This is a genomic window from Idiomarina sp. X4, assembly GCF_002808045.1.
In the GTDB taxonomy this organism is placed as follows: domain Bacteria; phylum Pseudomonadota; class Gammaproteobacteria; order Enterobacterales; family Alteromonadaceae; genus Idiomarina.
Genome location: NZ_CP025000.1, coordinates 2069208 through 2081763, shown reverse-complemented (window position 1 = coordinate 2081763; position 12556 = coordinate 2069208). Strand labels below are relative to the sequence as shown.

8 protein-coding genes are annotated in these 12556 nt (G+C 48.4%); 3 read left to right on the top strand and 5 right to left on the bottom strand.

Annotated features, from left to right (window positions below; genetic code table 11):
- Nucleotides 1-42: 42 nt before the first annotated feature.
- Complete coding sequence (locus tag CWC33_RS10065; RefSeq protein ID WP_100691808.1) at nucleotides 43-1677, top strand: lytic transglycosylase; 1635 nt, start codon at nucleotides 43-45, stop codon at nucleotides 1675-1677.
- Between the two features lie 8 nt (nucleotides 1678-1685).
- On the top strand, nucleotides 1686-2192 hold the full coding sequence (locus CWC33_RS10060; protein WP_088767858.1) for a hypothetical protein: 507 nt from the start codon (nucleotides 1686-1688) through the stop codon (nucleotides 2190-2192).
- Here the strand turns inward: CWC33_RS10060 and ligA are convergent.
- Genes ligA through smc form a run of 3 tightly spaced genes read right to left on the bottom strand, consistent with a single transcriptional unit; the run spans nucleotide 2189 to nucleotide 8651 of the window.
- Nucleotides 2189-4201: an NAD-dependent DNA ligase LigA gene (ligA, locus tag CWC33_RS10055; protein WP_100691807.1), complete on the bottom strand. Its 2013-nt coding sequence runs from the start codon at nucleotides 4199-4201 to the stop codon at nucleotides 2189-2191. The genes CWC33_RS10060 and ligA overlap by 4 nt on opposite strands.
- 11 nt (nucleotides 4202-4212) lie before the next feature.
- Nucleotides 4213-5172, bottom strand: a complete 960-nt coding sequence (gene zipA, locus CWC33_RS10050; protein ID WP_100691806.1) for a cell division protein ZipA — start codon at nucleotides 5170-5172, stop codon at nucleotides 4213-4215.
- A 26-nt stretch (nucleotides 5173-5198) separates the two neighbouring features.
- Entirely contained in the window at nucleotides 5199-8651 is a 3453-nt protein-coding gene (gene smc / locus CWC33_RS10045) for a chromosome segregation protein SMC (protein ID WP_100691805.1), read from the bottom strand.
- A 142-nt stretch (nucleotides 8652-8793) separates the two neighbouring features.
- Between smc and cysZ the strand changes: the two genes are divergently transcribed.
- The gene (cysZ, locus tag CWC33_RS10040; RefSeq protein ID WP_100691804.1) at nucleotides 8794-9540 is read left to right on the top strand and encodes a sulfate transporter CysZ; all 747 of its coding nucleotides are present in this window, start codon (nucleotides 8794-8796) and stop codon (nucleotides 9538-9540) included.
- A gap of 27 nt (nucleotides 9541-9567) precedes the next feature.
- Here cysZ and rmuC read toward each other — a convergent pair whose 3' ends face one another.
- Both rmuC and CWC33_RS10030 read right to left on the bottom strand, forming a co-directional pair.
- Complete coding sequence (gene rmuC, locus CWC33_RS10035; protein ID WP_100691803.1) at nucleotides 9568-10875, bottom strand: DNA recombination protein RmuC; 1308 nt, start codon at nucleotides 10873-10875, stop codon at nucleotides 9568-9570.
- Nucleotides 10875-12398 (bottom strand): fumarate hydratase, encoded by a 1524-nt coding sequence (locus tag CWC33_RS10030; protein ID WP_100691802.1) that lies wholly within the window; start codon nucleotides 12396-12398, stop codon nucleotides 10875-10877. The genes rmuC and CWC33_RS10030 overlap by 1 nt, the downstream gene beginning before the upstream one ends.
- Nucleotides 12399-12556 lie beyond the last annotated feature (158 nt).

The following is a 12556-nucleotide window of genomic DNA, read 5'->3' as shown; positions in this document are numbered from 1 at the left end:
TAAACTTCACCAAGTTTTAACATATTCAGGGTTTTAAAGTTCATGGTAATCAATAAAAGCAGCAAAACTTGGCTGAAGTTGAGTGTACTGACCAGCGCTATCGCTCTCTCAGGATGCCAAAGCACTGGTCTTTTCTTTGCTGAGAAGCAGCAAGAAACCAACCATGAAACACCCTCTTTAGAGTTAACACCGGTACCTGAAGAGGTCGTTGCCGATACCCAAGCTACAACGACTAAAAAGCCTGAACCGGTGCAATTAACACCGCAAGAACAAGAGGACTTATGGCAGCGTGTTCGTCAACAACTGGTCTTTGACGTACCGAATGTGCAGCGAGTACAAAGCCAGAGAAACTGGTACGCCAGCCACCCTGAGTATTTAGATCGCGTAGCCAAGCGTGCCGAGCCTTATTTGCATTTAATTGTCGAAGAGTTAGAACGCCGCGAAATGCCAGTCGACCTGGCGTTACTGCCTATTGTCGAAAGTGCGTTTGACCCGTTCGCGTACTCTCACGGCAGTGCATCGGGAGTTTGGCAGTTTATTCCCGGCACAGCCCGTCAATATGGATTGGATATCAATTGGTGGTACGACGGTCGCCGTGATGTCTACGCAGCTACGCATGCTGCGCTGGACTACCTGGAAGCCCTGCACCGCTATTTTGACGGTAACTGGATGCACGCGTTGGCAGCCTATAACTCCGGCGAAGGCCGTGTTGGAAATGCCATTCGCAGAAACAAACAAGCCGGTAAACCGACAGATTTCTGGAGCCTGGACTTACCGCGTGAAACGCGCGCTTATGTTCCTAAACTATTAGCGTTAGCGGATATTCTTGCCAATAGCGAGAAGTACGGTATTACCTGGTATCCAATTGAAAATCAGCCCATGCTTGAAATTGTCGAAGCGCCAGCACAAATCGATTTAGCCTTAGCGGCTGAAATGGCTGAACTGTCACTTGAGGAACTGCATCAGTTTAATTCTGGTTATAACCGCTGGGCGACGGCACCCGATGGCCCTCACCGCTTTTTATTACCAGAAAGCAATGCAGAGCTATTTAGTCAGGCGTTAAAAGAAACCGAGCCTAAAGACTGGCTGACCTGGACTCGCCACAAGGTGAAGTCAGGAGAGAGCTTGCTGACCATCTCTAAAAAATACAATACGTCCGTTGATGTCATCCAGCAGCTTAATGACATTAGCAGTCATATCATTCGTGCCGGTGAGCACCTGCTGGTGCCCGTTGCCACTTTAGGTGAAGAAAGTTACACACTGTCGCAAGATCAGCGCCGTGAAAACCGCCAAGATCAAAAACGCGACGGTAAACGTATTGATTATATTGTCCAGTCGGGCGACACTCTTTGGGATATCAGCCGAGCTTACGATGTCAATTTAAGGGACTTGGCCCGCTGGAATTCAATGGCGCCCGGAGATTATTTGCGACCTGGGCAAGAACTTGTTGTTTGGACCGAAGCTGAGCCTTCTTCTGTTGTTCGCAGTAGTGTTAACAGCATTATTCGAACGGTGAATTACCGTGTACGGTCAGGAGATTCTCTTGCAAGGATAGCTAATAAATTTAACGTGACCATTCGCCAAATTGAGCAATGGAATAACATTCAACGCAACCGTTACCTGCAACCTGGACAGATGCTGCGACTGAAAGTAGATGTAACCGAGGTGAGTAGTTGAGGCCCGTTATGAAACTGTTTAAATACGCTATTACTTGTATTGCTTTAATATTCAGCACCCAAAGTCTGGCAGACTGGGAAGCTAAAGGGGAAGGCAAGGTGATTTACCCATCGGGTAGAACTGAGCCTCTGAACTTCGGTTTTGAATATAAGAAAGTCTATGACACCGTGGTATTTACCGCTGGTAAATCACAAATGCGCACTTCTGAAATGCCACCTAACTACATTCTCAATATGTTTGTGAATGATAAAGGCCAGGTGTACGTTGCTGAATTCGCCGAAGGCTTTTTCAAAGGCTTTGAACTTGCTATCGGTAAGCACAATATTGTGGTCGAGCACAGACGTGAATTTGATGAAGAAGAGCCGTTATCACACCTGAGGGTTCGCATTAATGATCGCAGTTACCTGCTTGATACGACACACCCGACTATCAAATTTGAGTTTGACGAAGAAGACGGTATCGCCGACATTAGCGGCTCAGGCCTGTTAAAAGACCTGAGCACCCGCAGTCGCTAGCTCTCCAGCAACTCTTTCAGTTCATCTTCGGACAGTATCGAAAGCCCAAGCGACTGGGCTTTCGTCAGTTTTGAACCGGCACTTTCTCCAGCGATGAGCGCGGTTGTTTTCTTAGACACACTGCCACTGACTTTTGCTCCTAGCGCTTCTAACGCCTGTTTGGCTTCGTCACGGGTCATTGTCGACAACGTACCGGTAATGACGTAAGTATTTCCAGCTAAGCGATCGCTTTGTATGTCGCCTGCGTCTTCGCCTTCCGGCCAATGGATAAACTCACGTAGCTCTTTCACTACGTTTTCGTTATGCGATTCGCGGAAAAAGCGCACAATGTGTTCGGCCACGACCGTCCCAACATCAGGCACTTCCTGCAATTGCTCGCTGCTGGCAGACTGAATCGCCTCAAGGGTTTTAAAGTGCCTTGCTAAGGCCTTTGCAGTAGCTTCACCCACCTCTCTAATACCTAACGCATAGAGAAAGCGAGCCAACGTTGTCTCTTCGGTTGCTGCTATTGCGCTTTTTAGGTTTTCAGCGGATTTAGCCGCCATTCTTGGCAAGGTTGCCAACTCGGCTTTACTCAAACGGTATAAATCAGCTGGAGACTTTATCCAGTCCTTTTCAACCAAGACATCGACCAGTTTGTCCCCTAACCCGTCGATATCCATGGCCTTACGCGAGGCAAAGTGCTTAATTGCTTCTTTGCGTTGAGCCGCACAATAGAGTCCACCACTGCAGCGAGCAACAGCTTCGCCCTCAATGCGCTCAACGTCAGAATCACAAACGGGACAATGTGTCGGGAAAATAATGTCCTGTGCGTCCGTCGGACGTTTGTCTTTTAACACACTGACGACTTGAGGAATCACATCACCGGCGCGTCGGATACTCACCGTGTCTCCTATTTGCACACCCAAGCGCTCAATTTCATCGGCGTTATGCAAGGTTGCATTCGATACGGTAACGCCTCCCACACTAACGGGTTTCAATCGAGCGACTGGAGTAATCGCGCCGGTACGTCCTACCTGAAAGTCGACACCGGTAATGGTAGTCAGCTGCTCTTGTGCCGGAAACTTTCGGGCAATAGCCCAGCGAGGCGCTCTGGCAACAAAGCCAAGCGTTTCCTGCAGTGCGATGGTATCAACTTTAAAAACCACCCCATCAATGTCGTAATTCAATGAGTCACGGCGCTCAAGTATTTTCTCGTAGTAATTATCGCAACCCTCAACGGAGTCTACTTGTTCAATTTCACTGTTGACAGGAAGTCCCCAGCCAGCGAGTTGTTGAAGCCGCTCATAGTGGCTGTCCGGCAGTACGGTTTGTTCGGAAACTAATCCCAGACTATAGGCATAAAAATGCAAAGGTCGCTTGGCGGTTATCCGGGAGTCCAGTTGCCGTAAGCTGCCCGCTGCCGCATTTCTTGGGTTAGCAAATACTTTCTCTCCCTGTTGGCGCGCCTTGTCATTAAAGCGATCAAAGGCGCTAATTGGCATCACCACTTCGCCTCTCACTTCCAGTCGTTCAGGAAAATCGCCTGTTAATTTGAGCGGGATATTGCGAATGGTTTTGACATTTTCGGTAATGTCCTCGCCACTTTCACCGTCGCCACGGGTTGCGCCGCGCACCAGTACTCCTGACTCATACAGCAAACTCACTGCCGCACCATCCAGCTTGGGTTCGCAACAGAACGTGACCTGAGTTCCCTCATCCAGCTTTTGCCCAATGCGCTTAGAAAATGCCGCAAACTCTTCCGCAGAAAAGGCATTATCTAAAGACAACATCGGTACTTCATGTTTTACCGTGTTAAATTTGGCTAACGGCTTACCGCCCACTTTAGTCGTTGGCGATGTCTTACTTTTTAAGTCCGGGTTTTGCTTTTCCAGTTCCTGCAATTCACGAAATAGTTTGTCGTACTCAGCATCAGGAACCGACGGCTCATCATTTTCGTAATATTCTTTGTTGTAGCGATTCAGTAATTGTTCCAGCTCTTGCATTCGCTGGGCAGTAGATTGATTCATAACACCTAATTCTATGCTGAATGTTGACGTTCAAACTCACGGATAGTTTGTCTCGCTTCGTGAATCGACTGGCGGGTTAACAGTTGCCGTTGGCCATCTAAAACCTGCCCCTGAGGTATTTCTGTCGCCAGCTTTTTGGCGGCATTAAGCATCATATTAAACGCTTGCTGGCCGTCAAACTTCATCGGCAAGGTCATGAAAAACGCAACGCCGTCGGTTTCAAAGTTTTCCAGGTTATCGAGGTCAAAAGTGCCTGGATTAAACATATTGGCGACACTAAAAATTAACTCGCCCGTGCCCGCCGTGTTTTCGTACCGGTGAAAAATTCCTAAATCTCCAAACTTACACCCAAGCTCGGTCATCATTTGCAGCAGCAATGCGCCTTGGACAGAACCTTTTACATGCAGCGCTATCACCTCTTCAGGCTCACCGATGTCTGAATCAGGTTGCGTTTCTGACTCTGCTGCTTCATTTGACGCTTCAGAGTCTTGAGAACTCTGGTCTTCTGAAGGTTCTAGCGATAATTCCGTTTGCTCTACTTCTTCGTTTTTCTCCACCCGCATAGAAGGCAATGGCGAGTCTATTTCGTCATTAACGTCCAAATCCATAGCCATTTGCTCAGCCGCAGAAAGAGGCTGACTTGGTTTCTCCTGAGCTTTTTCTTGAAGCTTTTCTTCGCGCTTTGGTGTATTCGGCCCAGCAGTAGAGTCTCTGACACTCGTATCTTCATCGTCAGCTGACGCCGCGTCCGCGGTATCCGGTGTTTCAGAGAGAGCCTGACGAACCACCCTAACTTCACCTATGCCATCGTCGTCAAAACCACCACTTTGTTTCTGGCGCTTTTCAGCAACACGTTGTTCTTGTTGGCGTTGCTGCTGGTTCCCTTTGCGAATTTTCCATAGTCCGTGCGCGATAATACCAGCAATGGCCAGTACCCCTAAAATTCCGAGCGTCAGTTGTAAATTGCCCATGTGCTCTATCAACCTTTTTATTATCGTCAGGCTTCCGTCATAGCGACGGCCTGCTCTACATCAACGGCAACCAGGCGCGACACACCTGCTTCCTGCATTGTCACCCCGGCAAGGTGTGACGCCATTTCCATAGCCACTTTGTTGTGGCTGATATATATAAACTGTACCGATTCCGACATTTCACTGACTAACCGGCAAAAACGCCCCACATTTGCGTCATCGAGCGGCGCATCAACCTCATCTAACAAGCAAAACGGTGCTGGGTTCAACCGAAAAATGGCAAACACCAATGATAATGCGGTCAATGCTTTTTCTCCACCACTTAGCAGGTGAATCGTACTATTCTTTTTACCCGGTGGTCTTGCCATGATGGTGACGCCGGTTTCCAATAAATCGTCATCGGTGAGCTCAAGACTCGCGCTACCGCCACCGAACACTTTCGGAAATAAAACCTGTAAGTCGTTATTCACTGCATCGAAGGTGGTTTTAAAACGGTGTCGGGTTTCTTTGTCAATTTTCCGAATCGCTGACTCAAGCGTTTCTAACGACGATGATAGGTCATCCACTTGCTGATCCAGATACTGTTTACGCTCTCTTTGCGCTTCAGCCTCTTCAATGGCAGCCAGATTAATAGCACCAAGACGCTTAATTTTATTTTGCACATTCTCGAGGTTGACCTGCCACGGCTGTTCCTCAGCTTCCTGTGGCAGCTCCTGCAGCAAGGTTTTTAAAGTCATTCCCGTTTCTGTCAATCCCTCAAGAACACCCTGGCTGCGTTCTTGCAACTTAGCCTTTTCAATCTCGGTACTTTGCAGTGCTTCTTTGGCTTGTGCAATGCGCATTTGCACGGCCGACTGTCCCTGATTGAGCTCTGACAGTTCGTGCTCTAATTCGGACAGTTGTGCGCGTTGCTCCTGCAGAATAGTTTCCTGCTGCTGACGCTGGTCGAGAAGCTCTGTCAGTCGCTCTTCCAATTCTTGCTTATTGTCTTCGCTGTCAGAACTTTGTTGCGTATTCTGCTCATCAAGTAATTGCTGATAACGCTGTTGGCTTCGTTGTAAGACCGTGTCGAGCTGCTGTACCTGAGCAGTAATGTTTTGTTGCTGCATAGACAGCTGCTGTTGTTTAGACTTTAGTGCCTGCAGCTGCTCTTTCTTGTCGCTGGCCTGCCGTTCTAACTCATCGCCTGAGTCATCATCCGCCGCGTCGCTCTCCAATAACCTTTCATTCAGCTCTTCTCGCTGTAATGCCACTTCCTCAATACGTTCGTTAAGCTCTCCTGTTTTTTGCTCAAGCTCTGATTGTTGGTCGCTAAGCCTATCCAGTTGTTGCGTATACTGTTGTTGCTGCTGCTTAGCCCAGCTTAACTGTTGCTCCGCTTTATTTACGTCGCTCTGCGCAGCCTGTTGCAGCTCCTGCTGGTGCTCAAGTTCCTGCTCAATTTCTTTTTGCGTTTCGCGCGCCTGCTCTAGTGTTTTTGAGGCGCTTTCCAGAGAAGACTCAAGTGCTTTTTGCTCAACTTCCAAAGCGTCATACTGATTCTGCAACTGTAACTGGCTGGTATCACTGTCAATTCGTGACGACATAAAGCCATTCGGCCAGTGCCAGTTGCCCTGCTTTGACACAGCAAACTCAACGTTACCGTCTAATACCAGTTTCTGCGCCTGTTCATCACTGTCTGCGACGGCACACAGTTGCAGCGGCAACCAATGCCTTAATGCGCCAGAAACTTTGCTCGCCAAAGTTGTGGACTTAGGCTCTCCGGCGCTTGGCCATATCAGCTTCAGGCCAGCTACCGATTCAGTTCGCTCAGGTGCGCTTTCAAGAACCGCGGCATCCAGCCACTCATACAAAAACTGCTCAACAGCTAACTCCCAACCAGGCTCAGCTTTCAGAGCGTCACGGACTCTCGGGGTATTTGGATAATACTTTTCAAGCCACTCATCCGCACTGTCATCGCCTGACTGATGCTTAACGAGTAACTGCTCAATGGCTTGCAGGTTCGCCTGTACTTTATTTTGTTCTAATTCAACACTGCGCTTCGCTTCCTGGGCCTGCTCTACCTGCTCACGACTGTCCGTTAACCGTTGCTTTGTCGTTTGAAGCCGCTCAATAGCGATGTTTAGTCGCTCATTAGCCTCATCAAATTCGCGCTGCAAGCTGTCTGACGATACCTCACCAAGCTGCCTTTTAAGCTCTTGTTGCTGGTGGTTAATTTGATCTAACTGTTGTTCAGTGTAATCACGGCTTTGCTGAAGCTGCTGTTCTTTCAGCTGCGCCTGTTGATGCTGTTGTTCAATATCACGAACTTTTTGCTGCTGTGAGCGTTGTTGCTGTTGCCAGCTTCGGTAGTTTTCATCAGCCAGTTGCGCTTGCTCCGAAACCTCTTCAACCTGCTCAGCTAACTCTTCAAGCTGCGGTTCAAGCATCATTTCCTGCTCAACCAACTGCTCCTTTTGCAGTTTATCTTCGTCAAGTTGCGACTCAAGTTGCGTCAGTTCGCTTTGAATTCGCTGCAAACGCTCTTCGCGCTGCGCTTTAATTTCATGCTGATGCTTTAGAGTTTGCTCAATGCGGGTCACTTCATTACCCAAGGTGAACATTGTCTCTTGTGATTGTTCAACTTGAGAGCGTAACTCTTCAGCCCTTTCTTTCAGCTCTATAGCTCCACGTTCGTCGCCGCTTTGCTGCGCTTGCCACTTTTCAAGTTCGGCCTGCTGCTCAGAGTATTGGGCATCAAGTTGTTGCCGCTGGTTATCTAACTTTAACCAACGCAGTGCCTGCAGCTCGCCTTTCAATTGGCGCTCTTGTTTCTTCAGTTCTTTATAGCGAATTGCCGCAGCCGCCTGACGCTCTAACTTATCCAGCTGCTGGCCCAGTTCTTCACGCACATCACTCAGACGCTCCAAATTTTCGCGCGTGTGATTCATCCGGTTTTCTGTTTCGCGGCGACGCTCTTTGTATTTAGAAATACCCGCAGCTTCTTCAATAAACACCCGCAACTCTTGAGGTTTTGACTCAATTAAGCGGGAGATCATGCCTTGTTCAATAATGGCGTAGCTGCGCGGTCCAAGTCCTGTTCCGAGGAATAAATCAGTAATATCGCGACGGCGGCAACGACTGCCATTCAGAAAATAATTGGACTGCCCGTCTCGGGTGACTAATCGTTTTACAGAAATTTCATTGAAAGCAGCGTATTCTCCCTGAATGCGTCCGGCGCTGTTATCAAATACCAGCTCAACACTGGCCTGGGAAACCGGTTTACGGGCGTTAGAGCCATTAAAAATAACGTCAGTCATGGCGTCGCCACGCAGGTTTTTTGCCGAACTTTCTCCCAGCACCCAACGTACCGCGTCAATGACATTGGATTTGCCACAGCCATTCGGACCTACAACACAGGTCATTTGATCAGGAAAAGGTACTTTGGTTGGGTCGACAAACGATTTGAAGCCCACGAGTTTGATGTGTTTCAGTCGCATTCGGCTGTTTTTATAGTTATTACTGACGTTATTTATAATCCAAAGACTCTAGCAGATCCCGTAGTCATTTGTAACAATTTCAACGACACATAAGGGTGGTTTTGCCCTATTATGAGCAACAAAAGTGACAGCAGGAGTTCGCATGCACAAACCGATCTACAGTGAGTCGGGAGTATCCTATATAGGAAGGGGCTTACAGCTCATTCGCACCAAAGGGCTACGGCGCTACGTTATTGTCCCTATTCTGGCCAACCTGATTCTCTTCACCATTGCCTTCAGCTGGCTGTACAGCGAAGCCGACTACTGGCTTAATAAGTTTATGGCTTGGCTACCCGACTTTTTCCAATGGTTAGAATTTATCTTATGGCCACTGGTGGTCATTGTGATGGTCGCCTTTTTCTCCTTTATTTTTACCAGCATTATGAACTTTCTGGCGGCACCGTTTAATGGGCTGCTAGCGGAGAAAGTCGAGCGCTATGAGAGTGGTGAGGCATTAGGTGATGAAGGCTTTATGGGGTTAATTAAAGACATACCAAGAACCGTTGGCCGTGAATTCCAGAAGTTGATGTATTACCTGCCACGGGCTATCGGCTTCTTCTTGCTATCGCTTATTATTCCAGTGTTTGGGCAAGTGCTCTGGTACGTTTTTGTCTGCTGGATGATGTCCATTCAATACCTGGACTACCCGTTTGACAATCATAAGCTGTCCTTCAAGCGTATGCGTTCGGAACTAAACCAGCAGCGCGGACGCACGTTTTCGTTTGGCCTGGGCATTACCCTACTGACCATGATTCCTCTGGTAAACCTGATTATTATGCCGTTGGCGGTTTCTGGCGCAACGGCGTTGTGGGTTGACCATTACCGACGTAGCGCATTAGAGCCGCGCTAAAGCGTTAATGACGACTGAGCGCATTGCTCAGTCGTCATGTTCGGTGTCACTCTCTAAATAGTCAGAATTTAATCGTTTATTGGTTTGCACACCCATCTGACGGAATTTATCGACCCGCCCAATGAGGTTACCTCGCCCGGTACTTAGCTTTTTCATAGCTTCCTGGTAGCGGTTATCAAGCGTTTGTAAGCCGTTACCGATTTTTTCCAAGTCTTCCACAAAGCCCACAAACTTGTCGTACAAACGTGCGGCGTCGGTAGCAATTTTCTCAGCGTTTTGATTCTGGTATTCGTATTGCCAGATATTATGAACCGTGCGCAGCGCAACCAGTAAGTTCGTTGGGCTCACCAACATGATCTGATTGTCCAGTGCCAACCGAATAAGTTCTGGATCACGATCAACAGCCAACAAAAACGCTGGCTCAATCGGAATAAACATCAACACGTAATCCAGCGTGCGCAGCCCTTCCAGTTGGTGGTAACTCTTCTTACCCAACTGTTTAATATGCTGCTTCAGTGACTGAACGTGTTCATTCAACGCGCGCTCACGCTCAAGGTCATCGTCCGAATTAAAGTAGCGTTCATAAGCCGACAAACTGACTTTCGAGTCAATCACCACGTCTTTTTTATTCGGCAAGTGCACAATAACATCCGGTTTAAAAGACTTTCCGTCTTCATCTCGATGATGTGCCTGGGTTTGATATTCGTGCCCTTCACGCAAACCCGATTGCTCCAGAATACGCTCGAGTACGACTTCGCCCCAGTTACCCTGTTGCTTCGTATCGCCTTTTAAAGCTCGGGTTAGCGCTTCAGCCTCAGACGCCATTTGGCGATTCAAATCCTTAAGCGACATCACCTCATTTTTAAGTGCTGAACGCTCTTTGGTTTCGTCCGTATACTGCTGAGTAATTTGCTTTTTAAAGGCTTCAATTTGCTGTTTAAACGGCTCTAGCGTTGCCTGCAATGACTGCTGATGGTGCTGTTGCATGCCTTTCGATTTTTCTTCAAAAATGCGATTAGCTAGGTTTTCAAACTGCTGCGTCAGTCGCTCCTCGCTCGCTTTCAACAAGTTCAGTTTTTCTTCTGCGGTTTTTTGCTCATGATCAGCCCGGGCGAACGTCTCGCGAAGGCGGCTGTCTTTTTCATAAACCTCGTGTTGAAGCTCATCAATGCGTTCGCGAAGAATGTCCGCGTCTTGCTCCAGTACCGTATTTTGTTGCTCTGCTTGTAAGCGCAAACGGCGCTGCTGTTGCCAAAGCAACAACAACGCCGTAATGACCGTCACAACCGGCACACCAATTATTGCCATCCATTGCCACAGTGCCAGCGACATCATTAAGCTCCTAGTTTTTCATTCAAGTCAGCAATTTTCGCTTTCCAAATAGCAGGACCTTGAGTATGTGCATTTTGACCGTCGCTATCGACAGCGACTGTGACCGGCATGTCTTCCACTTCAAACTCATAAATGGCTTCCATACCCAAATCTTCAAACGCGACGACTCTGGCTTTCTTAATAGCCTTAGCAACTAGGTACGCAGCACCGCCCACCGCCATCAAGTAGACGGCTTTGTGTTTGCGAATACTCTCTACGGCTTCTGGTCCGCGTTCAGCTTTACCAACCATGCCAATAATGCCGGCTTCTTCGAGCATCTGATCGGTAAACTTATCCATACGCGTTGACGTTGTCGGACCTGCCGGACCCACAACCTCGTCACCCACAGGGTCAACCGGACCAACGTAGTAAATAAAGCGATTGTTGAAATCTACCGGTAACTCTTCACCGTTATCCAACATACCTTTAATGCGTTTATGAGCCGCATCACGCCCGGTCAGTAACTTACCAGACAAGAGCACGGTTTCACCCATTTTCCAGTCCTGAATATCTTCTTTGGTCACTTCATCCAGGTTCACCCTACGTGCGTCGTCACCTAACTCAAAAGTGACATCCGGCCAATCTTCTAATTTCGGCGGGGTTAATTCGGCAGCACCACTGCCGTCCAACGTAAAGTGGACGTGACGCGTTGCCGCACAGTTTGGAATTAAGGTGACTGGCTTAGAAGCCGCATGAGTTGGCAGTGATTTAATTTTCACATCCAACACTGTTGTTAAACCGCCCAGTCCCTGAGCACCGATACCTAATGCGTTAACGCGGTTAAAAATCTCTAAGCGCAGCTCTTCTTCGGCGTTTTGCGGACCACGCTCTATCAGCTCATGAATATCAACAGGTTCCATCAATGACTCTTTCGCCAGTACCGCTGACTTCTCGGCAGTACCGCCCACACCGATGCCCAGCATACCTGGCGGACACCAGCCAGCGCCCATCTTCGGCAAGGTTTCAACAACCCAGTCGGCAATCGAATCGCTGGGGTTCAACATGACCATTTTCGATTTATTCTCAGAACCGCCGCCTTTCGCGGCAATCATGACTTCAATTTCATTGCCCGGCACCATATCAATATGCACCACGGCCGGAGTATTGTCGCCGGTGTTCTTGCGGGTGCCTGCAGGGTCGGCAACAATTGAGGCGCGTAGCGGGTTGTCCGGGTTGCTGTACGCACGACGCGTGCCTTCATCCACCATTTGCTGAACGGTCAGGTCGGTTTTGTCCCATTGCACACCCATGCCCACTTTCACAAAGCAGGTGACAATACCAGTGTCCTGACAAATCGGACGATGTCCTTGTGCCGACATCCGCGAATTCGTCAGCACCTGCGCAATGGCATTCTTTGCCGCTTCGCTCTCTTCACGCTGGTACGCCTCGTCCAGTGCTTTAATAAAGTCCAATGGGTGATAATAAGAAATGTACTGCAGCGCATCGGCAATACTGTCAATAAAATCCGCCTGACGAATGGTGGTCATGGCCTTACCTCTTTGCTTTTTATATCGAACAATGCCGATATTGGTTCTGATAAACGTGGCGCTATAATAGCGTTTTCACCGACAACTGACCAGTGTAACTAACCGAGTCAGTGGCACTGTGATAGAATGGTTTTTATCGGTAAATTCGAGATCTCATT

Bases quoted from the DNA above. Each gene is read 5' to 3' on its own strand.
- CWC33_RS10065 (WP_100691808.1), top strand. From the start codon at position 43: ATGGTAATCAATAAAAGCAGCAAAACTTGGCTGAAGTTGAGTGTACTG.
- CWC33_RS10060 (WP_088767858.1), top strand. From the start codon at position 1,686: ATGAAACTGTTTAAATACGCTATTACTTGTATTGCTTTAATATTCAGC.
- ligA (WP_100691807.1), bottom strand. From the start codon at position 4,201: ATGAATCAATCTACTGCCCAGCGAATGCAAGAGCTGGAACAATTACTG.
- zipA (WP_100691806.1), bottom strand. From the start codon at position 5,172: ATGGGCAATTTACAACTGACGCTCGGAATTTTAGGGGTACTGGCCATT.
- smc (WP_100691805.1), bottom strand. From the start codon at position 8,651: ATGCGACTGAAACACATCAAACTCGTGGGCTTCAAATCGTTTGTCGAC.
- cysZ (WP_100691804.1), top strand. From the start codon at position 8,794: ATGCACAAACCGATCTACAGTGAGTCGGGAGTATCCTATATAGGAAGG.
- rmuC (WP_100691803.1), bottom strand. From the start codon at position 10,875: ATGATGTCGCTGGCACTGTGGCAATGGATGGCAATAATTGGTGTGCCG.
- CWC33_RS10030 (WP_100691802.1), bottom strand. From the start codon at position 12,398: ATGACCACCATTCGTCAGGCGGATTTTATTGACAGTATTGCCGATGCG.